This is a genomic window from Mycobacterium sp. NPDC003449, from assembly GCF_053588415.1.
Map to the genome: position 1 here is coordinate 1 of NZ_JBSFPX010000106.1, position 24,213 is coordinate 24,213.

Consider the following 24,213-nt stretch of genomic DNA (forward strand, 5'->3'; position numbering starts at 1 on the left):
GGGCGTCGCCCTGTAATCGGGTGAGCGCCTTCTGGTACGGCGAGAACTCCCCGAAGCCGGCGGCGCTCGGGCGCGGAGCTGTCCTGGAAACCATCGGCGCGCCACGCCCATACACCGGGTCCCAGCCGTTGACGGTGTCCGAACTCGACCTCGCCGAGCCCGGCCCCGGTGAGCTGCTGGTCCGGATCGAGGCGGCCGGGCTGTGCCACTCCGACCTCTCGGTCGTCGACGGGAACCGGGTGCGCCCGGTGCCGATGCTGCTCGGGCACGAGGCGGCCGGGATCGTGGAGGCCGGCGACGGCGACCTTCGGGTGGGCCAGCGTGTCGTGATGACCTTTCTGCCGCGTTGCGGCGAATGCCCGGCCTGCGCGACCGACGGTTTGACGCCGTGTGGCCCCGGATCGGCGGCCAACGGTGCCGGAACGCTGATGGGCGGCGACATCCGGCTGAGCCGCGACGGCGAACCCGTGTACCACCACCTCGGGGTGTCCGGATTCGCGACGCATGCGGTGGTGGACCGGCGGTCGGTGGTCCCGGTTCCTCCGGATGTCCCGGCCGTCGTCGCCTCCCTGCTGGGCTGCGCGGTACTCACCGGCGGCGGCGCGGTGCTCAACGTCGGTAGGCCACAACCGGGCCAGACCGTGGCGGTGGTCGGACTGGGCGGGGTCGGCATGGCCGCCGCCCTGACGGCGCTCGCCCACGATGACATCCGGGTGATCGGCGTCGACCAGTTATCGGACAAGTTGACCCGGGCCCGCGAACTCGGCGTGCACGAGACCTACACACCCGACCAGGCGGCCGATCTCAAGGCCGAGGTGGTGATCGAGGCCGCCGGACATCCCGCCGCACTGGAGACCGCGATCGGGCTCACGGGGGCGGGCGGCCGCACCATCACCGTGGGCCTGCCACGGCCGGATGCGCGGATCACGGTGTCCCCCTTGGGGTTCGTGGCCGAGGGACGCTCGCTGATCGGCAGCTACCTCGGCTCGGCGGTGCCGTCCCGGGATATCCCGCGCTTCGTCGATCTGTGGCGGGCCGGCAGGCTGCCGGTGCAGACCCTGGTGTCGTCGACGATCCCGCTCGCCGACATCAACACCGGCATGGACGAACTCGCCGAAGGCCGAGCGGTGCGTCAGGTCATCACGTTCGACTGAGCCCCTTCCCAACTTATATGACAAGTTATAGACTTGTCATATGCCTGATCGCATCCGTCATCTCACGCTGTCCCACGTCGTCCTGCCGCTGCCCAATCCGGTCAGCGATGCCAAGGTCCTCACCGGCCGGCAGAAACCACTCACCGAAACCGTGCTGCTGTTCGCCGAGGTCACCACCGAGCAGGGCCTGCAGGGTATGGGTTTCAGCTACTCCAAACGCGCGGGCGGGCCCGCCCAGTACACCCACCTCGCCGAGGTGGCCGAGGTCGCGATCGGCCAGGACCCCTCCGACATCGACCGGATCTACCAGTCGCTGCTGTGGGCAGGCGCCTCGGTGGGCCGCTCGGGAGTGGCCACCCAGGCCATCGCCGCGCTCGACGTCGCGCTGTGGGACCTCAAGGCCCGCCGCGCCGACCTGCCGCTGGCCAAGCTCATCGGCGCCCACCGGGATTCCTGCCGGGTGTACAACACCTCGGGCGGCTTCCTGCAGGCCTCGGTCGAGGAGATCAAGGAGAAGGCCAGCGCATCCCTGGAGGCCGGCATCGGCGGCATCAAAATGAAGGTCGGACAACCGGATTGGAAGACCGATCTGCAACGGGTGGCCGCGCTGCGCGACCACCTCGGCGACGGTCCGCTGATGGTCGACGCCAACCAGCAGTGGGACCGGGCCCGGGCCCGGCGGATGTGCCGCGAGCTCGAGCAGTTCGACCTGATCTGGATCGAGGAGCCGCTGGACGCCTGGGACGCGGTGGGGCACGCCGACCTGAGCCATACCTTCGACACCCCGATCGCCACCGGCGAGATGCTCACCTCGGTGCCCGAGCACATGGCGTTGATCGACGCGGGCTACCGCGGCATCGTGCAACCCGACGCACCCCGGATCGGCGGCATCACCCCGTTCCTGCGGTTCGCGACGCTGGCGTCGCATGCCGGCCTGGCGCTGGCCCCGCACTACGCCATGGAGATCCACCTGCACCTGGCCGCGACCTACCCGACCGAGCCGTGGGTCGAGCATTTCGAATGGCTCAACCCGCTGTTCAACGAGCGCATCGAGATTCGCGACGGCCGGATGTGGCTGCCCGACCGGCCCGGGCTGGGCTTCACCCTCAGCGACCAGATGCGGGCACTGACCAAGGAACGGGCAGAATTCGGCGCATGAGCGCATCGCAGCGGGTGGTCGGCGGCCTGAAGGACAAGATCTTCGCCGGCGACCTGCCGCCCGGGCACAAACTGCCCTCAGAGTCCGAGCTGATCGAGGAATTCGGCGTGTCGCGCACCGTGGTCCGCGAGGCGGTGACCCGGCTGCGGGCCGAGGGCCTGGTCGAAACATTCCAGGGCCGTGGATCATTCGTGCTCGCGGTGCCCGAACCCACCTCGTTCACCGTGGAGTCCGCGGCGATCCGGACCCACCGCGATGTGCTCGATATGGTCGACTTCCGGCTCGGCGTCGAGTGCGAGGCCGCGGCGCTGGCCGCGGCCCGCCTCGACGATCGGGGCAGCGAGGCGGTCCGCGCGGCGCTCGCCGATTTCGTCGCGGCCGCCCCGCAGGACGCGGTCGAGGCCGATTTCCGGTTCCACCGCGCGATCGCGGAGGTCAGCGGCAACCGGTTCTACGTCGATCTGCTGGACTCGCTGGGCCCGATGATGATCATGCTGGCCCGGACCCGGCTGGGCGATACCCATTCGATCACCGACGCCGCCCACGCCGAGCGGGTTCGCCGCGAACACGACGAGGTGGCGGCCGCGGTCATCGCGCGCGAGCCCGACCTCGCGCGGGCCGCCATGCGCCTGCACCTTGGTAACACCCGGCGCCGGTTGGACGCCGGCGGTCACTGACGCTCTGACATCGAGGTTGTCGGACCCCTCTGGGACAATACCGTTATGTCCACGACCGCAGCACCTTTCGCCGATGAGGCGTGTCCGGTGAAGCGGCTGGATGTGCTGTTCGACGAGCTCGCGGAGCTGTGCGGTCAGCGCAATGCGATCGACGGCCGGCTGGTGGAGATCATCGCCGAAATCGATGGCGACGGACTCTGGGGCGCCACCGGGTGCCGGTCGATGTCGGCGCTGGTGGCCTGGAAGACCGGCGTGACACCGCGCAACGCCGAAGTCGTGGTCGCCATCGCCGAACGGCTGCAGGAGTTTCCGCGCCTGGCAACGGCGATGCGCGAAGGCCGGCTGTCACTGGACCGGTTCGGGGTGATCGCCGAACACGCCGCCGACGGATCCGATGAGCACTACGCGGAGCTCGCCGAAGTCGCCACGGTCAGCCAGCTGCGCACCGCGGTCAAACTCGAACCACGTCCCCAGCCGGATCCCAAGCCCGAACCACAGCGCTCCATCAGCAAAACCGAGAGTGCCGGGTACACCACCTGGAAGATCCGGTTGCCGCGGGTGGAGGCCGCGAAATTCGAGGCCGCCCACCAGTCGCACCGGGATGCGCTGATCGCGGACTGGAAACACGACCACGATGTAACTGGACGGTCCGAGCAGGCGCCGCCGTTCCCCGACGGGGTCGATGCGTTCATGAGCCTGGTCGAGTCCGGCTGGGACGCCGACGTGGCTCGCCGTCCGCACGGCCAGCACACCACCGTGGTCGTGCATCTCGACGTCGAGAAACCGGTGGCAGCCCTGCATCTGGGTCCACTGCTGACCGAGGATGAGCGTCGCTATCTGCTCTGCGATGCGACCTGCGAGGTCTGGTTCCGACGCCACGGCCGCGTCATCGGATCGGGCCGGGGCACCCGGACGGTCAATCGGCGGCTACGCCGAGCGTTGGAGCATCGCGACAACTGTTGCGTGGTCCCCGGCTGCGGGGCCACCCGCGGACTGCATGCCCATCACATTGTGCACTGGGAGAACGGCGGTGCCACTGAGCTGTCCAATCTGGTGTTGGTCTGCCCGTTTCACCACCGCCAGCACCACGGGGGCACCATCACCATCACCGGGCCCGCCGAAAAGCTCACGATCACCGACGGCGACGGTCGGGTACTGACCGGCGCAGCACTGGCCCGGCCACCCACCACCCCTCGTCCGGTGGCGCCACCGTGCCCCGGCCCACTCGGGGAACGCGCGCAATGGTGGTGGTATGAACCGTTCCGACCACAACCTCCACCAATCCACGTCGCCGCGCCGCGTAACTAACGGGCGACGGTCTCGCCGTCATCGGTGGTGACGGGTGCGGCCTGTGCCGCCTTGCGACGCGCCACGACGTACCGCACCGCCGGAAGCAGTGCGAGCAGGACGAAAGCCGCCAGGATGCTCCCCGAGATGGGCCTGGTGAGGAATCCGGTCGGATCGCCGCCGAAGATCAGCAGGGACCTGCGGGTGCTCGACTCGATGATCGACCCGAGGACGAACGCCAACACCATTGGGCCCGGGTCGAATCCGGCCTTCTTCATCAGGTATCCGATGATGCCGAACCCGAGCATCAGGAAGATGTCGAAGGTCGAATTGTTGATCGTGTACACGCCCAGAATCGTGATGAGCGCGGTGATCGGCGCCAGGATCGCCGGCCTGACCCGCAGGATCCGCACGAAGATGCCGACCAGTGGGATGCTGAGCAACAGCAGCAGCAGGTTGCCGATGTACATCGAGTTGATCACGCCCCAGAACACGTCGGGGTGCTCATCGACGAGTTGCGGTCCAGGCGAGATTCCGAGGATCAACAGTGCCCCGAACAGCATCGCCATCGACGCGTTCGCGGGCAGCCCTATGGTGAGCAGGGGGATGAACGACGATGTCGCGGCGGCGTTGTTCGCCGTTTCCGGCGCGGCCACGCCCTCGATGGCACCGCGCCCGAATCGCTCGGGTGTCTTGGAGCGCCGTTTCTCGGTGGCATAGGCCACGATCGACGACAGCACCGCACCGCCGCCGGGGAGCACGCCCAGAACGAATCCGATCAGCGAACCGCGTCCGATGGCACCGGTGGACTGCCTGAGGTCCTTGCGCGACGGCCAGATGTTGCCGACCTTGGCGGGCACGTGCGGCTTACCGTGCCGTTGTTCGAGGTTGTAGAGGATCTCGCCGACACCGAACAAACCCATTGCGACGACGACGAAGTCGATGCCGTCGGCGAGTTGCAGGCTGTCGAAGGTGAAGCGGGAGGCTCCGCTGAAGCTGTCCCGCCCCACGGTGGCCAACAGCAGGCCGATGGCGCCGGCGATCAGCGCCTTGAGCTTGTTGCCGCTGCCGATGGTGGCGACCAGCAGCACACCGAGCAGCGCGAGGGCGGCGTACTCCGGCGGCCCGAAGTCGAGGGCCACGCTGGCCACCACGGGCGCGAGCAGGGTCAGCCCGACGATCGAAATCGTCGCTCCGACAAATGATCCGATCGCGGCGATGCCGAGCGCGGTCCCCGCCTTGCCTTGTTTGGCCAGCGCGAAGCCGTCGAAGACGGTGACGACCGAGGATGCCTCGCCGGGTAGTCGCAGCAGCACCGAGGTGATGGTGCCGCCGTACTGGGCGCCGTAGTAGATACCGGCCAGCATGATGATCGCGGCCACCGGGTCGATCGTGTAGGTGATCGGCAGCAGGATGGCGATGGTGGCCGCCGGGCCGAGCCCGGGCAGCACCCCGATCACCATGCCGATGAGCACACCGACCAGGCAGTACAACAGGTTCTTGGGTTCGACGACGAGCGCGAATCCGTCCACAAATGCGTTGAAGTCCATGATGTTTCGGCTAGCCGGCTCAGAAGTTGAGCAGGTGCGGCAGCGGGATGCGCAGCCCGTAGAGGAACAGCAGATAGAACACCGCGGTGGTGACCAGGCTGATCACGATGGTGCTGCGCCAACTCTCGCCGCCGAGGAACCGCAACCAGATCACACACAGCAGCACCGCGGGGATCTCGAAGCCGACCAACGGCAACAGCAGACCGAAGGCGGCGAAGGTAGCCGCGCCGGCGACCGCCAGGATGCTGCTGCGGGTGAACTTCTCGCTGTCGGTCAGACCGCGCCCCACCACCAGCAGGAGCACCGACAGTGCCGCGATCACCACGCTGACCACGAAGGGCCACAGGCCGGGGCCGGGTTCGTGCAGGGAGCCGAGCCCGTACCGGTAGGCCAGGACCGCGCCGGTCACGCCGACGGCGACCCCGACCAGGGCGCCGATCACCTGGTAGAGGGGACCGCCCGCGGGCGGCTGCTCCTCGGCCAGCTCCTGGGCGACCTCGGCCTCGATCTCGGCCAGTACGTCGGGGGTGTGAGGTTCGCGCAACTCGGTCATCAGGCTTTGTCGGTGAGGTTGATGCCGTACTGCTTGACCAGATCGGCGTAGCGCTGCTTATCCGCCTTGAGCTGGTCCAGCACCTTGTCGCCCGGGATCTCCATCGGGGTGAGGCTGTTCTGCTCGTTGAACTTCTTGTACTGCTCGGTGCCGAACGTGGCCTTCATCCCCTCGATGAGCTTGTCCTTGACCTCCTGCGGCGTGCCCTTGGGCACCGTCATGAACCGGTACTGCGTCACCTCGACGTCCAGGCCGGCCTCCTTGGCGGTCGGCACCTCGGGCAGGTAGCTGACCCGGTCGGGGCCGAAGACCGCGAGCGGGGTCAGCTTGCCCGATTGGATGTTCTCGATCCCCTCACCGATCTGGATCGCGGCCGCGTCCACCTGGTTGCCCAGCACCGCGGCCAGGGCCGGGGCGCCGCCGTCGAACGGAACCGCCTGGGACTGCACGCCACTCGTCTTGAACAGCAATGCCGCCGACAGCTGTGCACCGGTGCCGACGCCGGTGGTGCCGTACCGCACCACCCGCTTGGAGTTCTTGATGTCGTCGAGCGTCTTGTATCCGCTGGCCGGGTTGGTCACCAGCACGTAGTCGTCGCGCGACACCCCGTAGACGACGTCGAAGTCGTCGATGTTGGTGACCTCGTTGGCGCTGACCGCGAGTGGGGTGATGGTGAACAGCGAGGCGTTCTGGATCGAGATGACCGCGCCGTCGGGTTTGGCCTTGGCCACCTCGGCGGCGGCCAGCGCCCCGTTGGCGCCCTCGCGGTTGATCACCGGGAACGATGCGCCGAGGGAGTCGCTGAGTCCTTTCGAGACGGCCCGGCTGATCAGGTCGCTCGAGCCGCCGGCCGAGGCGCCGACGTACATCTCCACCGTGCCCGATGGATAGCCGTCGCCGGATCCGCTTCCGGTGCTGGTCTGGACGCCACCGCAGGCGCTGAGGACCAGGCCGCAGATGGCGGCGCCGGCCAGGATGCGGCGGTTTCTGCGAAGGGCGGGAGTCGTCATGACGTTCGCTCCTGTATGTGTGAGAGGACGCGCGTAAAAGCCGCCGCTGTGGCAGCCATCACTACAAAATAGGGAGCGGAACGATACCTGTCCAAGGCCAAATTGGTATCGCTTAATACCCTTACGGGATAAGTTGTGAAACCGTCGCTTTGGCGGCTACGGCGTCTGGCCGACGTCGATTCCGAGGGGTTGTCCGGTGCGTACCGCCTCGTCCCGGATCAGCCCGCGGAGCAGCGCGGTGCTGAACTCGACGGCGATCTCCTCGGCGGTGCGCCTGCCGTGCGGGCGCAGCCAGCGATAGGCACCCAGCGTCATGCCGATGTAGCCCAGCGCCAGCACGTGCGAGTCGCAGTCGTAGAACTCGCCGCTGGCGATACCCCGGTCGATGACGTCGCGCACATGCTCGTACACCTGGGCCTCGGCACGGCGGATGTAGTCGACCTGGTCCTCGGTGAACCACTCGGTGATGTAGGGGCCCTCTTGGAAGTACACCGCGGCCCGCTCGAGGTCGTTGGCGATGCCGACGAGCAGCCGCCGGGTGAAGTGGTAGATGGTCTCGCGCGCCGATGCGCTCGGATCGTCGTGCAACGCCTCCACCGTGAAATCGGCGCTTCCCTTGTAGATGTCGTAGAGGATCAACGACTTGCTGGAGTAGTAGTGATAGACGGTGGCCTTGTTGAGGCCGACGGCTTCGGCGACGTCATCCATCCGGGTGCCGTGATAGCCGCGCGCGGCGAAGAGCTTGGCCGCGACGGTGAGCAATTCGTCTCGCCGCGAGGATCCGTTGGTGGCTGCCGCTACCCGGCCCCGGCCGGCGTCTGCTTCCGATGACATAGGACACTCACTATCAGCATTGTCCGGACCGTGCCGGGGTTTCAATCAACTGGATGGTTGATAGTGTAGGCAATATCTGTTCGGGTCCCGCTCCGTCGGTCTAGACTGCCGAAATGGATCCCAATCCCGACTACGACGCCAGCGATGAAATCGAGTATTTCTTCAACTGGGTGCCGTGGGGTCTGCGAGGCGTCTACCCACCGCCCGCCTATCCCCCGGTGTAGTCCCGGTTCGTAGCCTTCGCGCGCCGGTAATGCCTGCGCGCCTTCATTCGGTTTCCGCAGATCGCCATCGAGCACCAGCGTGCGGTGTTTGGCTTGCTGCGGTCGATGAGAAACAACCGGCAATCGTCGTTCGCACACGCGCGGAGCCGTCCCGGGCTGGTGATCCGCAGCCCGTCCCAGGCCAGCACGGCCCGCGCCGCCCCGTCCGCGACACCCTCGGCGGTCACCCGCCAACTCACGCCGTCCGCCGTCACCACGGGGCGCAGCGCCACCCCGTCGAGGAACGGCTGCAGCACCTCGGGGCCCCGCACCCCACGCACCACGGCCTGTAGCGCGGTCCGCGCGGCGATCAGATCCTCCAGATCGGATTCGGCCACCCCGCGCTCGCGCAACCAGGTCCGCGCGGCCTTCCGATCGACCAGGTCGTCGAGCTGAACTCCGTCCACCACCGGCGTGGTGTTGAGCAGATCGAGCAGCAGCGTCTCGTCCTGCGGCCGCATCGCCACCAGATCCATATCTAACCTCCAAACTGCTATTGACAGGTTACCCCGATGGGCGTTGAATGTCGCTAACCGATAAAAATCACTTAAGGAGTTAGCCATGACCGTTCACCACCGTTACGCCACCGTCGACGGGCAGCGGCTGCACTACTGCGAGGCGGGCGCCCCCGATGCCCCGGCGATCGTGCTGCTGCACGGCTTCCCGACCAGCTCGTACATGTTCCGCGACCTCATCCCGCTACTGGCCGGGCGCTACCACGTCATCGCACCCGATCACCTCGGCTACGGACACTCCGATGCGCCTGCGGCCACCGAATTCGACTACACCTTCGACGCGCTCGCCGACCTCACCGAAGGGCTGCTCGACCAGCTCGGGGTGTCCCGCTACGCGATCTACGTCCAGGACTACGGCGCCCCGATCGGGTGGCGGCTCGCGCTGCGGCACCCGGACGCCATCACCGCGATCGTCACCCAGAACGGCAACGGCTACGACGAGGGCTTCGTCGAGAGCTTCTGGACCGGGGTCTGGGCCTACCAGCGCGAGCAGACCCCACAGACCGAGGCGGGCGTGCGGGCGGCGTTGTCCGTCGAAGGCATCAAATGGCAGTACCTGACCGGGGTCTCCGATGAGACGCTGATCAGCCCGGACACCTGGACCCACGATGCCGCGCAGCTGGCCCGCCCCGGCAACGACGAGATCCAGCTCAAGCTGTTCCTGGACTACGCCTCCAACGCACCGATGTACCCGGCGCTGCACGAATACCTGCGCACCACCGGGGTTCCGGTCCTCGCGGTGTGGGGTGAGCACGATCCGATCTTCGGGCCCGACGGCGCCCGGGCGTTCGGCAAGGACGCCGCCGACGCCGAGATCCACCTGCTCGACGGTGGGCATTTCCTGCTGGAGACCCACGCCGCCGAGGTGTCCGCACTGATCGACGCATTCCTGCAGCGGCGGGTCGCCGCATGAGGCCGCAGGTGCTGGTGTTCGACGTCAACGAGACCCTGATCGACATCGAGTCCCTGCGACCGCATTTCGACCGGATCTTCGGCGACCCCGACATGCTGCGGGAGTGGTTCGGCCAACTGGTGATGTACTCCATGGCCGTCACGCTGGCCGAGCGCTACACCGACTTCTTCGCGCTGGGCCAGGCGGTGCTGCGGATGCTCGCCGAGATCCGCGGCGTCGACATCGGCGAGGACGATCTGGCGGCCCTGGCCGAGGGGATGCGCACCATGCCGGCCCATCCCGACGTCGAGGAGGGGCTGCGACGGCTTCGCGACAACGGCTACCGCCTTGTGACGCTGACGAATTCCCCGCATCGAGAAGGCCCGACACCGTTGGAGCATGCCGGCCTGGCCGGGTATTTCGAGCGGCAGTTCACCGTCGACGAGCATCGGGCGTTCAAGCCTTCGGCGGTGCTCTACACCGGCGTCGCCGACAGCCTGGGCCTGGCCCCGGCCGACTGCATGATGGTCGCCGCCCACATGTGGGACACGCTGGGCGCGCAGGCCGCGGGCTTCGGCGGCGCGCTCATCACCCGTCCCGGCAACGCCGCCCTGCCGGCGCCGGGAGTCCCTGCGCCAACCCTCATCGCCACAGATCTGTTGCAGCTCAACACCATCCTGGAGAGTCGATCATGAGCACCACCATGCGCGCCATCGTTCTCGACGGCTTCGGCGGACTGGACCGCCTGGTCTACACCGATATCCCCAAACCCGAACCGGAGGCCGGCGAGGTCGTCATCCAGGTCAAGGGCTTCGGCATCAACCATGCCGAAATGCATATGCGCCGCGGGGAATGGGCCGAGTCGGCCCCGGTCAGCGGCATCGAATGCGTCGGCATCGTCGACTCCTGCCCCGGCGGCGAGTTCCCGGTCGGCGCCAAGGTCGCCGCGCTGATGGGCGGCCTTGGCCGCACCATCAACGGCAGCTACGCCGAATACACCCGGGTGCGGGCCGCCAACGTCGCGCTCATCGACTCCGATCTGCCGTGGGCGCAGCTGGCCGCCCTGCCCGAAACCTATGCCACCGCATGGACGTGCCTGTTCCGCAACATCGACCTGAAGGCCGGACAGACGCTGGTGATCCGCGGTGCCACCTCATCGTTCGGCCAGGCCGCGGTCAAGCTCGCGGTCAACGCGGGCGCCACGGTCATCGCCACCACCCGCAATCCCGAACGCTTCGGGCTGCTGGAGAAGCTGGGAGTGCACCGTGCCGAGCGCGAGGTCCCGGATCTCAGCGCACACATCGCCGAGGCCGGCGCGATCGACGCGGTGCTGGACCTGGTGGGCAACAGCACGATCCTCGACTCGCTGGACATGCTGCGCCGCGGCGGGACCGCGTGCCTGGCCGGCTGGCTGGGCGGGCTCGATCCGATCCCCGACTTCAACCCGCTGCTGCGGATGGCCAGCGGGGTCAACCTCAGCTTCTTCGGCAGCTTCGTGTTCGGCACACCAGGATTCCCGTTGTCGGATGTACCGCTGGGCGATATCGCCCGCCGGGTCGCCGACGGCGAGATCGAGGCCGCCCCGTCGCGGGTGTTCTCCTTCGACGAGATCCGGGAGGCGCACCGGGTGATGGAATCGGGTGAGGCCGGCGGGAAGATGGTGGTCGTCGTCTAGAGGCCGGGTCCGGGCCGGCCGCCGGCGCGTGTAGCGTGCCGAAAGTGCGGACCGATAACGACAGCTGGGATCTGGCCACCAGCGTGGGCGCCACCGCCACGATGGTGGCCACCTCGCGGGCGCTGGCATCGCGCAGCGAACAACCCCTGATCAGCGACCCCTACGCCGAGCCCCTGGTGCGCGCGGTCGGCATCGATTTCTTCACCAGGGTGCTCGACGGTGACATTCCCGAGGACGTCCCCGATTACGACCCGCACCGGTCCGGCGAACACATGGCCGTACGCACCCGGTTCTACGACGACTTCTTCCTCAACGCCGCGCGGGCCGGGGTCCGGCAGGCGGTGATCCTGGCGTCCGGTCTGGACACCCGCGCCTACCGGCTCGGCTGGCCGCCCGGCACCGTGGTCTACGAGGTCGACCTGCCGGAGGTCATCGAGTTCAAAACCAGCACGCTCGCCGGTCTCGGCGCCCAGCCGAGTGCGACGCATCGCCCGGTGGCGGCCGATCTGCGCGACGACTGGCCGGAGTCGCTGCGCCGGGCCGGGTTCAATCCGACCGCCCCGACCGCGTGGAGCGCCGAGGGCCTGCTGGTGTACCTGCCGACCGAGGCCCAGGACGCGTTGTTCGACCGGATCAACACCCTCAGCGCGCCCGGCAGCCAACTCGCCACCGAATACGTCCCCGATATGTCGATCTTCCACGACGAACGGTCGGCACATCTGCGCGAACGCTGGAAGCAGACCGCCGTGAACATCAGTGCGCTGGTGTACCAGGGCGAGCGCAGCCACGTCCCCGACTACCTCGGCGGACTCGGCTGGCACAGCACCGCCCGCACCATGGACGATCTCTACACCGCCAACGGGCTGAGCTACCCGCAGGACGACAACTTCGCCCTGTTCAGCGACGTCACTTACCTGCGCGCCAGCCACGGCTGACCCACCCCGCTGCTACGCCGCCGATGTCGGATTCGCGGCTACGCCGCGGCCGCCTTGACCGCCTCGCCCACCTCGGCCCGCAACCGCAGATACTCCGGAGACCGGCGCAGTTCGTGGGCGTCGACACCGGTGCGCGGCAGGTCGACGGGCAGGTCCAGCGCGACCTTGCCGGGGCGGCGGGTCAACACCACGATCCGTGAACCGAGGAACGCCGCCTCGTCGGCGCTGTGGGTGACGAACACCGTGGTGCGGCCGGACTCGGCGCTCACCTCGCGGACATCCTCCTGCAGCCGCTCACGGGTCAGCGCGTCGAGCGCCGCGAACGGTTCGTCGAGCAGGAACAGCGGGGTCTCGGCCGCCAATGCCCTGGCGATCGCGACCCGCTGCTGCTGCCCACCGCTGATCTCCCAGATCTTGCGGTCCGCAATGCCTTCCAGGCCGACCCGGTCGAGCAGCTGCTCGCGGCGCTGCGCCCGGCGGTCCCGCGGCACCCCGGCGTATTTGAGCGCGAGGTCGACGTTGCCGCCTACCGTGCGCCACGGGAACAGCCGGGGCTGCTGGAACACCACCCCCGAGGTGACCCCTGGTGTCGGGCGGGTTCCGGCCACCTCGACCTCGCCTTCCGACGGGGTCTCGAATCCGGCGATCAGCCGCAGCAGCGTGCTCTTACCGCAGCCCGACGCGCCCACCAGCACCAGGAACGCCCCTGGCGCCACATCGAGGTCGACCGGGCCGAGGGCGGTGACCGCACTGCTGCCCCGGCCGTACCGGTGCGCCACGTTGGCGATCCGCAGCCCGCCCGTGGCGTCACTGTTTGGTGAGGACACCGGGCAGCCCCTTCGTATAGATGGCGTCCTGGAACGTCGACAGCGGGGCCGCGGCCGGGATCTGCTTCTGATCGGCCAGGAACTGCGAGGCGCTCTGCAGGTTGGTGGCGATATTGCCCGGCGCGCCGTCGGCGCCAAGCCAGGTCGGCGACGCCACCTCGGCCGGGGTCAGGTACACGCCCTGCTTGAGTTGTCCCGCAACGTCTTCGGGGGACAGTCCGATCTCGGCGGCGATCGCCTTGGCCGCCGCATCCGGGTCGTTCTTGATCACGTCGAGGGCGCGGGCCTCCTGCTGACGCCAGACGTCGACGACGTCGGGGTGCGCCGAGGAGAACTCGTCGGCGACCGCCGCCAGGTCAAGAGTCGGCTTGCCGTCCTTGGCCAGTTGCCTGCTGGTGATCAGCTCCTTGCCGGTCGGGCGCAGCTGATCCAACGTGGGCAGCCAGGTGTAGGCGGCCGCGATATCGCCACGATCCCAGGCCGCCAGGATGGCCTGCGGTTGCAGGTCGATCAGCTGAACATCGCTGGGCGACAGCCCGTTCTGCGCCAGCGCGGCGAGCAGGCTGTAGTGCGCGGTCGAGGCGAATGGCGTGGCGATCCGCTTACCCCTGAGGTCGGCGATGGTGTTGACGCCGGTGCCGTTGCGCGCCACCAACGCCTCGTTGTCGCCGGCGACGTCGAGCACGAACGCCACCCGGTACGGAATGTTCAGCGGGGCCGACAGACCGCGGGCGACCGGGCTGGAACCGATGGCGCCGAAGTCGAGTTCCTTGGCGATGAACGCGGTGTTGACGTCGGCGCCCGAGTCGAACTTCGTCCACTTGATGTTGTAGTCGGGCAGTGCCTCCTCGAGCCACCGGTTGTTCTTGACGATCAGGTCACCGCTCGGAAAGGACTGGTAGCCAAGGCGAATCGTCGGCTTCTGGGCGTCCTGCCCGGAGTGGTCGATCGCGCACCCGGCCAGCGTCAGGCCCGCGGCCGCGGCGGTGGCCAGTAGTGCTCTCAGCTTCATATCTTCCCTCTCCACGGAACCGCACGGCGCTCGGCGGCCCGCAGGCCGCCGTCGATGATCAGACCCGAGATCCCGATGGCGAAGATCCCGACCAGCACGACCGGTGTGTTGTTGTAATTGCTTGCGTCCTTGACCAATCCGCCGATACCGGGGATGCCGTTGAACAGTTCCGCGGCCACCACCGATGAGTAGGCCATGCCGACCGCCAGCCGGATGCCGGTGAAGGTCTCCGGCAGCGCCGAGGGCACCACGACATCGCGGATCACCTCGGCCCTGGTCGCGCCAAGGGCGCGGGCCGCCTCCTGCAGCCCGACCGGTGCGGCCAGGACGGCGGCCGTGGTGGCGACGGCCGCCGGGGGCAGCGCGGCCAGCGCCAGCAGCGTGATCTTCGGGGCTTCGTCGATGCCCAGCCAGATCACCAACAGGAAGAAGTAGGCCAGCGGCGGCAGGGCGCGCAGGAAGGTCAGCCATGGTTCCAGGACACTGCGCAACCAGCCGACCGAACCCATCAGCAGACCGAGCAGGACACCGATCACCACGCCGATCACCACACCGGCCAGCACCCGGCGCAACGTCATGTAGAGGTGCTCGACCAGCAGGTAGCCGCCGTAGCCACGGACCCCGTCGTGGGTGGTGGACAGGTCGAGGAAGGCCCGCCACACCGTGGCCGGATACGGCACGAAGGTCTGGTTCCAGATGCCCGCGACCGCGACCAACTGCCACACCGCGAAGAACACCACGACCGACAGCAACGGCAGGGCGGCCTTGGTCAGACCGGCGCGCCACCGGTTGGCCTGCGCGGCCGGAGGTGGTGAACCGGTCTCGGAGTCACCGGGGACGATATCGACGAAGACGGACACTGTCGGTCGACTTTCTGTTGCTGAAGCGAGGTCGGTGGCTGGGCTTCAGCAACAGCAGGCAGGCAGCGTCGGGTTCACCCGGGTATTGCTACCGGCCGGGGCGGGCGCCGGGAAGGCCTGGAATCGCGGTGAGTTTTTCGGCCTGGTCAGGTTGCGGTGGCGGGCTGCGGGAGGGTCCGCATCGCGTACCGGGCGGCCAGCAGCATCATTGCGGTGGTGATCAGGGCCAGTGGCCACCCCATGGCGATCCGCGCGACCGCGAGCAGCTCGTCCTGGTTGGTGCCGTAGAGGTAGTTCTGCACCAGGAACCGCGACCAGGACGCCGACGCCAGGACGGCGGTGACGACGTCGAATGCCAAGAGCACCCGGGGAACTCGCCGCCACATGCCGTCGCGTCCGGTGGCCCAGGCCCACACCACGCCGACCAGCGGCCGCCGAATGACGACCGAGAGCGTGAGCACGACGGCCCACACCAGGGCCATCCAGATGCCCGGCAGGTAGAAGTCCTTGGCCTGCCCGGTGACCAGGGCCAGACCCGCGCAGGCGGCCACTCCGGCGAAACCCCACAGCGCGGGGCGAAGGGATTCGCGGCGCAGCAGCTGCCAGCCCAACACGATGGCCGCGGTCATCAGCGCGGCGATGACCGCGGGCACGCGACCCGACAGCGCCGAGACCGTCGCATACACGGTCACCGGCAGGCCTGAGGCGATGAGGCCGCGGATGCCTCCGGTGCGCGCAAGCAGGTTGTCGAGCGGGGAGTCCGGCACTCCATCGAGAGTACCGAGCTACCTGAGACGCCCCTGAGCCCGAATTACCATGAGGCGTGCCCACGACGCAGGTGCGGGGACGGGTCTGGCGATCCGGGCAGCCCGTCGACGAGTTCACCTTCTCGGCGATCTCGGATTGCCTTGCCGCCGAGGACGCCCTGCTGTGGGCCGACATCTTCGACCCCGACCACGAGACGCTGCAGAGCCTGGCCGCCGAACTCGGGCTCAACATCTGGGCCGTCGAGGATGTCACCGCGCCCAAGGAGCGCACCAAAGCGTCTGTGTACCACACGCATACGTTCTTCACGGTGTATGCGGTGGACACCAGGGCGCCGGCGCAGGACCCCACGTCCTTCACGTCCACCCTGATCAAACACCGCATCTCGGCGTTCGTCCTGCCGCGCGGACTGATCACGGTCCGGTTGCCGTCCGTCGATACCGGGGACACCGAACTCACCGACCGGTTCGACATCGACGAGGTGTCGCAGCGCTTCGACGAACTCGGCGGCCAGCAGTACGGCGTCGGGGCGCTCGTGCACGGCCTGCTCGACGTCGTGGTGGACGGGCACTTCGAGGCCGTCGAGGCACTCGACGAGGCCATCGAATCGCTGGAGGACGAGCTGTTCGACGACGGGGGTCCCCGGCACGGCCTGCAGCGCCGCACCTTCGGGTTGCGCAAGGACCTGGTCGAGCTGCGGCGGGTGGTGCTGCCGATGCGCGAGGTGGTCAGCACCATCCAGCACCGCAGGCTGGACTCCAAGACGGCACCCGAACTGGACCCCCTGTACGCCGACCTGTACGACCACGTGCTGCGCGCTTCGGAGTGGACCGAATCGCTGCGCGACATGGTCACCACGGTGTTCGAGACCAACCTGTCGCTGCAGGACGCCCGGCTGAACACGGTGATGAAGAAGCTGACCGGCTGGGCCGCGATCATCGCGGTGCCGACCGCCATCACCGGGTTCTACGGCCAGAACGTCGAGTACCCGGGCATCAACACCGTGGTCGGCTTCATCGCGAGCTCGGCGCTGATCGCGGTGCTCGTGGTCCTGTTGTACGTGATGTTCAAGCGCCGCGACTGGCTCTGACTCTTAAGCACCCTGCTCACTGGGCGAGGGGGCATACGTGGCGTCCAGCCGCAGATGAAAGACTCTTCCGATGATCATCGGGATACCGCGCGAGTCTCTCTCCGGTGAGACCCGCGTCGCCGCGACGCCGCAGACCGTCGGGCAGATTAGCAAGCTCGGCTATGCAGTTGTCGTAGAGTCCGGCGCGGGCGTCGCGTCGAGTTTCTCCGACGGTGCCTATGTGGACGCGGGCGCTGAGATCGGTGACGCGTGGTCGGCCGATGTGGTGTTGAAGGTGAACGCGCCCGACGATGCCGAGATCGCGGCGCTGCGTGACGGTGCCATGCTGGTCGGCCTGATCTCTCCGGCGCTCAAACCCGACCTGGTCGAGAAGCTGTCGTCGCGTCCGATCACGGTGTTGGCGATGGACGCGGTGCCGCGGATCTCGCGGGCCCAGTCGTTGGACGTGTTGTCCTCGATGGCCAATATCGCCGGTTACCGGGCGGTGGTCGAGGCCGCGCATGCTTTCGGCCGGTTTTTCACCGGGCAGGTGACCGCGGCGGGCAAGGTTCCGCCGGCCAAGGTGCTGGTGGTCGGGGCCGGTGTGGCCGGTCTGGCCGCGATCGGCGCTGCGGGCAGCCTGGGTGCGGTGGTGCGGGCCACCGATCCGCGGCCCGAGGTCGCCGACCAGGTCGCCTCGCTGGGCGGTGAATATGTGTCGGTGGACCCGGCGGCGGCCGAGGTGTCGGCCACCGGTTACGCCAAGGAGATGGGCGAGGACTACAAGGCCCGCGAGGCCGCGCTGTATGGCGAGCTGGCCGGCGATGTCGACATCATCATCACCACGGCGCTGATCCCCGGGCGGCCCGCGCCCCGCATCATCACCGCCGACATGGTGGCGTCGATGAGGCCGGGCAGCGTCATCGTCGATATGGCCGCGGCCAACGGCGGCAACGTCGAGGGCACGGTCAAAGACCAGGCTGTCGTCACCGACAACGGTGTGACCATCATCGGCTACACCGACCTGGCCGGGCGGCTGCCCGCGACGGCGTCGCAGCTCTACGGCACCAACCTGGTGAACCTGCTCAAGCTGCTGACCCCGGACAAGGACGGCAAAGTCGTCCTGGATTTCGACGATGTGGTGCAACGGTCGATGACGGTCGTGCGCGACGGACAGAGCACCTGGCCGCCGCCACCCGTGCAGGTCTCGGCCGCACCGGTGGCCGCGCCGGCCGCCGCACCGGTGGCGGCCGCCGAACCGAAGCAGCCGATGTCGACCGGGCGCCGGTTGGGCGTCACGTTCGTGGTCGCGGCCGTGCTGTTCGGGCTGGTCGCGATCTCACCACCGGCGCTGCAGGTCCACCTCGTGGTGTTCGCGTTGGCCATCGTGATCGGCTACTACGTGATCGGCAATGTGCACCACGCGCTGCACACCCCGCTGATGTCGGTGACCAACGCGATCTCGGGAATCATCGTGGTGGGTGCGCTGCTGCAGATCGGCCACCATGACCCCGCGGTCACCGCGCTGGCCTGCGCGGCGATCCTGCTGGCCAGCATCAACGTCTTCGGCGGCTTCGCGGTGACGCGTCGCATGCTCGGCATGTTCTCCCGCAGCTAGAGCCTGCGCACCCGGAAACTCTGGAACGGACTCCATGTTCAACATCGAAACCGCCGCGACCGCGGCCTACATCATCGCGGCTCTGCTGTTCATCCTGGCGCTGGCCGGGCTGTCGAAGCATGAAACGTCGAAGGCGGGCAACACGTTCGGCATCGCCGGTATGGCGGTGGCGCTGATCGCGACCATCGCGCTGGCGATCAACCGGACCATCTCGCCGCTGGGCCTTGGCCTGTTGATCGGGGCGATGATCATCGGCGCGGCGATCGGGCTGTGGCGCGCGCGGGTGGTCGAGATGACCGGTATGCCCGAACTGATCGCCCTGCTGCACAGCTTCGTGGGTCTGGCCGCGGTGCTGGTCGGCTGGAACGGCTATCTCGACGTCGAGAACGCACCCCACGGGGATGAGGCGCTCAAGCTGGCCGCCGAGGGGATGACCGGGATCCACTCGGCCGAGGTGTTCGTCGGCGTCTTCATCGGTGCGGTGACCTTCACCGGGTCGATCGTGGCCAACCTCAAACTCTCGGCCCGGATCAAGTCCGCGCCGCTGATGCTGCCCGGCAAGAACTACCTCAACGTCGGCGCGCTCGTGGTGTTCTTCGCGCTCACCGTGTGGTTCGTGATCGACCCGCAGCTGTGGCTGCTGGTGGTGGTCACCGTGCTGGCGCTGCTGCTGGGCTGGCACCTGGTCGCCTCCATCGGAGGTGGCGATATGCCGGTCGTGGTGTCGATGCTCAACAGCTACTCCGGCTGGGCTGCGGCGGCCTCGGGCTTCCTGCTCGGCAACGACCTGCTGATCATCACCGGCGCGCTGGTCGGCTCCTCCGGTGCCTACCTGTCCTACATCATGTGCAAGGCGATGAACCGGTCGTTCATCTCGGTCATCGCGGGCGGCTTCGGCATCGAGGCAGGCCCCGCCGACGACAAGGACTACGGCGAGCACCGCGAGATCAACGCCGAGGGCGCCGCCGAACTGCTCGGCTCGGCCAGCTCGGTGATCATCACCCCCGGCTACGGGATGGCCGTGGCCCAGGCCCAGTACGGGGTCGCCGACCTGACCCGCAAACTGCGCGATCGCGGGGTCAACGTCCGGTTCGGCATCCACCCGGTCGCGGGCCGGTTGCCCGGGCATATGAACGTGCTGCTGGCCGAGGCCAAGGTGCCCTACGACATCGTGCTGGAAATGGACGAGATCAACGACGACTTCGACGACACCGCCGTCGTACTCGTGATCGGCGCCAACGACACCGTCAACCCGGCCGCCGCCGAAGATCCGGGCTCACCGATCGCCGGCATGCCCGTACTCACGGTCTGGAACGCCGACAACGTCATCGTGTTCAAACGATCCATGGCCTCCGGCTACGCCGGCGTGCAGAACCCGCTGTTCTTCCGCGACAACACCCAGATGCTGTTCGGCGACGCCCGCGACCGCGTCAACGACATCCTCGCCGCGCTGTAACTTTTTCCGCCGAGCAGACACAAACCTGCCCCTTTTACCGCGAAAGTGGACAGTTTTGTGTCTCCTCGCGGGAGGACCGGGCGCGGAAACTAGGATATGCAACCATGCCGGTCGACCGCCTCCTGCCCTCCGACGAAGCCTCCGAGCTCATCGCGCTGACCCGCGACATCGCCGATAAGGTCCTCGACCCGATCGTCGACGAGCACGAGAAGGCCGAGACCTACCCCGAGGGCGTGTTCGCCCAACTCGGCGCCGCCGGCCTGTTGAGCCTGCCCCAGCCCGAGCAGTGGGGTGGCGGCGGTCAACCCTACGAGGTGTATCTGCAGGTGCTGGAGGAGATCGCGGCCCGCTGGGCGGCGATCGCGGTGGCGGTCAGCGTGCACAGCCTGTCCTCGCATCCGCTGCTGATGTTCGGCACCGAGGAGCAGAAGTCCCGCTGGCTGCCCGGCATGCTCTCCGGCGAACAGATCGGCGCCTACAGCCTGTCCGAACCGCAGGCCGGATCGGACGCCGCCGCGCTGAACTGCAAGGCGACCCGATCTGACGACGGATATGTCCTCAACGGGTCGAAAGCCTGGATCACCCACGGCGGCCGGGCGGATTTCTATACCTTGTTCGCCCGCACCGGGGAAGGCTCCCGCGGGATTTCGTGCTTCCTGGTCCCCGGCGACCTCGGCGGCCTGAGCTTCGGCAAACCCGAGGAGAAGATGGGCCTGCACGCGGTACCCACCACGTCGGCGTTCTACGACAACGCCGTCCTCGACGCCGACCGGTTGATCGGCGAGGAAGGCCAGGGCCTGTCGATCGCGTTCTCCGCCCTGGATTCCGGCCGGCTCGGCATCGCCGCGGTCGCCGTCGGCATCGCCCAGGCCGCGCTCGACGAGGCGGTGCGCTACGCGCAGGAGCGAACGACCTTCGGCCGCAAGATCATCGACCATCAGGGTTTGGGATTCCTGCTGGCCGATATGGCCGCGGGGGTGATCAGCGCCCGGGCCACCTATCTGGACGCCGCCCGCCGCCGCGACGCCGGCCTGCCGTATTCGACGCAGGCCAGCGTCGCCAAGCTGGTGGCCACCGACGCCGCGATGAAGGTCACCACCGACGCCGTGCAGGTGCTCGGCGGGGTCGGCTACACCAGGGACTTCCGCGTCGAACGGTTCATGCGGGAAGCCAAGATCACCCAGATCTTCGAGGGCACCAACCAGATTCAGCGGCTGGTCATCTCCCGCGGACTCGGGTCCTGACCCACCGCGACCCGCCGCCCGGTTTCGGCCGATTCGAGGATGGCCAGACAGGCCGTCAGCGCGTTCACCGCATCCTGCCCGTCGACGACGGGGCGACCGTCGCCGTGCACCGCGCGGGTGAAGTGCTCCAGGGTGACGTCGTACGGATGCCTGCGGTCGAGCACCTCGATCTCACGCTCGCCCGCGGCATCGTTCAGGAAGACGGCGCCGATCGGTTCGGGGGTCATCACCTCCGGCGCACGGATGCTGCCGAGTTCGCCGTGGACCTCCAGATAGCTTGGTGTGTACGGCGTGGTGAACGCGTCGTGCAGCCGAACCAGGACGTCGTCCTCGTACAGCAGGACCGCCGCCGCGGCGTCCTCCGCGGCGGCATCCCAGCGGCCTTGGCGCACAGTGATCGCCGTCGCCGCCATTGCGCGGGTGCCCAGCAGCGGATTGACCACCGACACATCGTGACCCGCCAGATCCATCACGACGCCCGCGCCGGGAGCGTCACTCAGCCGCCAGCCGCGCAACCGCTCCGGAAGTAGCGCCGTGTGCCGGACGTCGACCGAAAGCACCCGCCCGATCGCACCGTCGCCGACCAGCGTGCGCACGGTGCGGTGGGTGCCCGCCGCGGGAAGATGATGGTTCACCGCCAGCACCACACCGTGTTCGGCGCACGCCGCGACGATCTTTCGTGCGCTGTCGAGGTCGGTCGATATCGGTTTCTCGCACAGCACATGTTTGCCCGCCGCGGCCGCCGCTGCGGCGTGAGCGAGGTGCTGCTCGTTGGTGCTGGAGATGTACACCGCGTCGATGGCCGGATCCCCCAGCAGCGACTCGAGACTGAAATCTGACTTACCCGAAGGTATGTCATTACGCTCGGCGTACGCCGCGGCGTGCTCGACGGAACGGCTGGCGACCCCGACAACGCTGTGCCCGTCGCGCCGGAGCGCGGGGATCATCCGCGTCTCGGCGATATCGCTGGCGCCGATCAGGCCCCAATTCAGCCGCGGATAGTCGGTCATAGGCCACCTCTGCTCATCGGTCGTGTCGTGATCGCACGTTCTCGATCAATCTAATCCTTCACCCGCCGGCCCAGCGCCGCCAGACGCTCATGGTGAATCGTATCATCGCAGTTAAACACCACCGACCCCCGATCCGGAGTCGCCATCTGATGATACGATTCACCAAATCCATCGACAGAGGAGTTCTCATGGGACAACTTGCCGGCAAGGTAGCCTTCATCACCGGAATCGCACGCGGACAAGGCCGTTCACACGCCCTGACCCTGGCGCGGGAGGGTGCCGATATCATCGGACTCGACCTCTGCGCCAAACCGTCGACCACGGCCTACCCCGGCGCCACCGACGACGATCTGCACGAGACCATCCGTCAGGTCAAGGAGACCGGCGCCCAGATCGTCGCCGAGGTCGCCGACACCCGGGACTTCGAACAGGTCAAGGCCGTATTCGACCGTGGCATCGAGCAATTCGGCCGGGTGGACATCGTCATCCCGAACGCGGGGATCTGCTCGGGCGCCAAGACCTGGGAGATCAGCCCGCAGGACTGGCGCGAGATGGTGGACATCAACCTCAACGGCGTGTTCCACACGGTCAAGGCCGCGATCCCGACCATGATCGCCCAGAACGAGGGCGGGTCGATCGTCTTCATCGGCTCCACCGAGGCGATCAAGGGCGCCGAGAACATCTCGTCCTACGCCGCGGCCAAACACGGCGTGACCGGGCTGATGACCTCGCTGGCCCGCGAACTCGGCCAGTACAACATCCGGGTCAACTCGGTGAATCCGACCTGCGTCGACACCCATATGATCAACAACGACTTCGTCTACGGCCTGTTCCGGCCGGACCTCGACAAGCCCACCCGCGACGATGTCGTCGACACGTTCAGCGGCACCCATATCCTTCCGGTGCCGTGGATCCAGCCGCAGGACGTCAGCAACGCCATCCTGTATCTGGTGACCGATCCGGGCCGCTACATCACCGCCACGCCGCTGGTCATCGATGCCGGCTTCATCGTGAAGTCCTGAATGGGCCGGGCTGCGGCGCAAGGCAGCCCGAAGTAGCGGCTAGTCTTTCCGAGATGGTCACCATGAAGGACGTCGCCAGAGCGGCAGGCGTTTCTCAGGCCACGGTGTCCTACGTCTACAGCGGATCCGGGCGGGTATCGGCCGGACAACGCGAGCAGATCCTCGCGGTGGCCGCGGAATTGGGCTACACCGGCCCCAACATCGCCGGCAGCAGCCTGCGGCTGGGCCGGATCGGGACGGTCGGTGTCCTGGTGCCGGGGTCGCTGGCGACGGCCGTCGAGGATCCCTCGACCACGTTGCTGTTGCGGGGCATCGTCGAGGTCGGTGAGCTTGCCGACGTGGCGTTGACGCTGTTACCCGTGGCCCGCACCGGAGCGCCCAACCCTGTCCAGCCGGCGGCGTTACGCGGCCTGGTCGACGGGGTGGTGATGCACTGTCTTCCGGACGACCATCCCGTCGTCGGCGCGGTCCTGTCCCGGCGGATCCCCGCGGTGGCGATCGATTCGCCACGGCTGCCCAACATTCCCTACGTCACGATCGATCATCGTCAGGCCGGCGCCGATCAGATGGAACATGTACTTGCCCTTGGCCATCGGCGTATCGGCGTCATCGCCGACCGGCTCGGGCCGGTCGCGGCGGCCGGAACGCGGGACCTGCCCGACCGTGACTCGATCACCGAAACCTATCTGCAGCAGCGGCTGGCCGGCTATCGCGATGCGATAGCCGGCCCCCGGGGCGTGCACGTCCATCTCGCCCAGGCCCGGGCTCGGGAGAGGGTCGTGTAGGGAAGAGTGTTTTGTGGCAGGTGTAGATATCGGTTGGGGGC

At 67.8% G+C, this 24,213-nt stretch carries 25 protein-coding genes; 15 read left to right on the forward strand and 10 right to left on the reverse strand.

From position 1 onward, the window contains the following. Positions 1-20: 20 nt before the first annotated feature. The 4 genes from ACWDTP_RS23665 to ACWDTP_RS23680 are packed head-to-tail and all read left to right on the forward strand — an operon-like array spanning position 21 to position 4,298. Complete coding sequence (locus ACWDTP_RS23665; RefSeq protein ID WP_450024304.1) at positions 21-1,154, forward strand: alcohol dehydrogenase catalytic domain-containing protein; 1,134 nt, start codon at positions 21-23, stop codon at positions 1,152-1,154. Positions 1,155-1,194: 40 nt separating this feature from the next. Further along, complete coding sequence (locus tag ACWDTP_RS23670) at positions 1,195-2,313, forward strand: L-talarate/galactarate dehydratase (RefSeq protein ID WP_450024261.1); 1,119 nt, start codon at positions 1,195-1,197, stop codon at positions 2,311-2,313. After that, positions 2,310-2,990: a FadR/GntR family transcriptional regulator gene (locus ACWDTP_RS23675; protein ID WP_450024263.1), complete on the forward strand. Its 681-nt coding sequence runs from the start codon at positions 2,310-2,312 to the stop codon at positions 2,988-2,990. Before ACWDTP_RS23670 ends, ACWDTP_RS23675 begins: the two co-directional genes overlap by 4 nt. 45 nt (positions 2,991-3,035) lie before the next feature. Continuing rightward, the gene (locus tag ACWDTP_RS23680; protein WP_450024265.1) at positions 3,036-4,298 is read left to right on the forward strand and encodes an HNH endonuclease signature motif containing protein; all 1,263 of its coding nucleotides are present in this window, start codon (positions 3,036-3,038) and stop codon (positions 4,296-4,298) included. On the opposite strand, the gene ACWDTP_RS23685 is transcribed toward ACWDTP_RS23680, so the two are convergent. From ACWDTP_RS23685 to ACWDTP_RS23700, 4 genes are all read right to left on the reverse strand, one after another. Beyond that, the gene (locus ACWDTP_RS23685; protein WP_450024267.1) at positions 4,295-5,827 is read right to left on the reverse strand and encodes a tripartite tricarboxylate transporter permease; all 1,533 of its coding nucleotides are present in this window, start codon (positions 5,825-5,827) and stop codon (positions 4,295-4,297) included. The genes ACWDTP_RS23680 and ACWDTP_RS23685 overlap by 4 nt on opposite strands. 19 nt (positions 5,828-5,846) lie before the next feature. Continuing rightward, the gene (locus tag ACWDTP_RS23690; RefSeq protein ID WP_450024268.1) at positions 5,847-6,380 is read right to left on the reverse strand and encodes a tripartite tricarboxylate transporter TctB family protein; all 534 of its coding nucleotides are present in this window, start codon (positions 6,378-6,380) and stop codon (positions 5,847-5,849) included. Continuing rightward, a complete protein-coding gene (locus tag ACWDTP_RS23695) occupies positions 6,380-7,390 on the reverse strand; it encodes a Bug family tripartite tricarboxylate transporter substrate binding protein (RefSeq protein ID WP_450024270.1) in 1,011 nt (336 codons plus the stop codon). Before ACWDTP_RS23695 ends, ACWDTP_RS23690 begins: the two co-directional genes overlap by 1 nt. 156 nt (positions 7,391-7,546) lie before the next feature. Beyond that, complete coding sequence (locus tag ACWDTP_RS23700) at positions 7,547-8,224, reverse strand: TetR/AcrR family transcriptional regulator (protein ID WP_450024272.1); 678 nt, start codon at positions 8,222-8,224, stop codon at positions 7,547-7,549. Between the two features lie 113 nt (positions 8,225-8,337). Between ACWDTP_RS23700 and ACWDTP_RS23705 the strand changes: the two genes are divergently transcribed. Further along, positions 8,338-8,448, forward strand: a complete 111-nt coding sequence (locus ACWDTP_RS23705) for a hypothetical protein (protein ID WP_018602834.1) — start codon at positions 8,338-8,340, stop codon at positions 8,446-8,448. Here ACWDTP_RS23705 and ACWDTP_RS23710 read toward each other — a convergent pair. Continuing rightward, a complete protein-coding gene (locus tag ACWDTP_RS23710; protein ID WP_450024274.1) occupies positions 8,433-8,963 on the reverse strand; it encodes a CGNR zinc finger domain-containing protein in 531 nt (176 codons plus the stop codon). The genes ACWDTP_RS23705 and ACWDTP_RS23710 overlap by 16 nt on opposite strands. An 85-nt stretch (positions 8,964-9,048) precedes the next feature. Here ACWDTP_RS23710 and ACWDTP_RS23715 point away from each other — a divergent pair, with 85 nt between their 5' ends. The 4 genes from ACWDTP_RS23715 to ACWDTP_RS23730 all read left to right on the forward strand — a co-directional run bounded on the left by ACWDTP_RS23715 (position 9,049) and on the right by ACWDTP_RS23730 (position 12,504). Further along, positions 9,049-9,915, forward strand: coding sequence for an alpha/beta fold hydrolase (locus tag ACWDTP_RS23715; protein ID WP_450024276.1), 867 nt, complete (start codon positions 9,049-9,051; stop codon positions 9,913-9,915). Further along, positions 9,912-10,589: a haloacid dehalogenase type II gene (locus ACWDTP_RS23720; RefSeq protein ID WP_450024278.1), complete on the forward strand. Its 678-nt coding sequence runs from the start codon at positions 9,912-9,914 to the stop codon at positions 10,587-10,589. The genes ACWDTP_RS23715 and ACWDTP_RS23720 overlap by 4 nt, the downstream gene beginning before the upstream one ends. Beyond that, positions 10,586-11,569 (forward strand): zinc-binding alcohol dehydrogenase family protein, encoded by a 984-nt coding sequence (locus ACWDTP_RS23725; RefSeq protein WP_450024280.1) that lies wholly within the window; start codon positions 10,586-10,588, stop codon positions 11,567-11,569. The genes ACWDTP_RS23720 and ACWDTP_RS23725 overlap by 4 nt, the downstream gene beginning before the upstream one ends. Positions 11,570-11,670: 101 nt before the next feature. Beyond that, positions 11,671-12,504, forward strand: coding sequence for a class I SAM-dependent methyltransferase (locus tag ACWDTP_RS23730; RefSeq protein WP_450024306.1), 834 nt, complete (start codon positions 11,671-11,673; stop codon positions 12,502-12,504). A gap of 38 nt (positions 12,505-12,542) precedes the next feature. Here the strand turns inward: ACWDTP_RS23730 and ACWDTP_RS23735 are convergent, their stop codons facing one another. The 4 genes from ACWDTP_RS23735 to ACWDTP_RS23750 form a co-directional block, all read right to left on the reverse strand. Further along, positions 12,543-13,331, reverse strand: a complete 789-nt coding sequence (locus ACWDTP_RS23735) for an ABC transporter ATP-binding protein (RefSeq protein WP_450024282.1) — start codon at positions 13,329-13,331, stop codon at positions 12,543-12,545. Next, entirely contained in the window at positions 13,312-14,343 is a 1,032-nt protein-coding gene (locus ACWDTP_RS23740; RefSeq protein ID WP_450024284.1) for a taurine ABC transporter substrate-binding protein, read from the reverse strand. The genes ACWDTP_RS23735 and ACWDTP_RS23740 overlap by 20 nt, the downstream gene beginning before the upstream one ends. Next, on the reverse strand, positions 14,340-15,203 hold the full coding sequence (locus ACWDTP_RS23745; protein WP_450024286.1) for an ABC transporter permease: 864 nt from the start codon (positions 15,201-15,203) through the stop codon (positions 14,340-14,342). The genes ACWDTP_RS23740 and ACWDTP_RS23745 overlap by 4 nt, the downstream gene beginning before the upstream one ends. A 146-nt stretch (positions 15,204-15,349) precedes the next feature. Next, positions 15,350-15,970, reverse strand: coding sequence for a DUF3159 domain-containing protein (locus ACWDTP_RS23750; protein WP_450024288.1), 621 nt, complete (start codon positions 15,968-15,970; stop codon positions 15,350-15,352). A 56-nt stretch (positions 15,971-16,026) separates the two neighbouring features. Here ACWDTP_RS23750 and ACWDTP_RS23755 point away from each other — a divergent pair, with 56 nt between their 5' ends. From ACWDTP_RS23755 to ACWDTP_RS23770, 4 genes are all read left to right on the forward strand, one after another. Next, positions 16,027-17,058, forward strand: a complete 1,032-nt coding sequence (locus ACWDTP_RS23755; protein WP_450024290.1) for a magnesium transporter CorA family protein — start codon at positions 16,027-16,029, stop codon at positions 17,056-17,058. Positions 17,059-17,128: 70 nt separating this feature from the next. Continuing rightward, positions 17,129-18,655: a Re/Si-specific NAD(P)(+) transhydrogenase subunit alpha gene (locus ACWDTP_RS23760; RefSeq protein WP_450024292.1), complete on the forward strand. Its 1,527-nt coding sequence runs from the start codon at positions 17,129-17,131 to the stop codon at positions 18,653-18,655. 34 nt (positions 18,656-18,689) lie between these two features. Continuing rightward, positions 18,690-20,111, forward strand: coding sequence for a Re/Si-specific NAD(P)(+) transhydrogenase subunit beta (gene pntB, locus ACWDTP_RS23765; RefSeq protein ID WP_450024294.1), 1,422 nt, complete (start codon positions 18,690-18,692; stop codon positions 20,109-20,111). Positions 20,112-20,215: 104 nt separating this feature from the next. Further along, complete coding sequence (locus ACWDTP_RS23770) at positions 20,216-21,355, forward strand: acyl-CoA dehydrogenase family protein (protein WP_450024296.1); 1,140 nt, start codon at positions 20,216-20,218, stop codon at positions 21,353-21,355. Here the strand turns inward: ACWDTP_RS23770 and ACWDTP_RS23775 are convergent. After that, on the reverse strand, positions 21,319-22,365 hold the full coding sequence (locus ACWDTP_RS23775) for a Gfo/Idh/MocA family protein (protein WP_450024298.1): 1,047 nt from the start codon (positions 22,363-22,365) through the stop codon (positions 21,319-21,321). The genes ACWDTP_RS23770 and ACWDTP_RS23775 overlap by 37 nt on opposite strands. A gap of 188 nt (positions 22,366-22,553) precedes the next feature. Between ACWDTP_RS23775 and ACWDTP_RS23780 the strand changes: the two genes are divergently transcribed. After that, positions 22,554-23,387: a mycofactocin-coupled SDR family oxidoreductase gene (locus tag ACWDTP_RS23780; RefSeq protein ID WP_450024300.1), complete on the forward strand. Its 834-nt coding sequence runs from the start codon at positions 22,554-22,556 to the stop codon at positions 23,385-23,387. Between the two features lie 53 nt (positions 23,388-23,440). Next, positions 23,441-24,172: a LacI family DNA-binding transcriptional regulator gene (locus tag ACWDTP_RS23785; protein WP_450024302.1), complete on the forward strand. Its 732-nt coding sequence runs from the start codon at positions 23,441-23,443 to the stop codon at positions 24,170-24,172. Positions 24,173-24,213 lie beyond the last annotated feature (41 nt).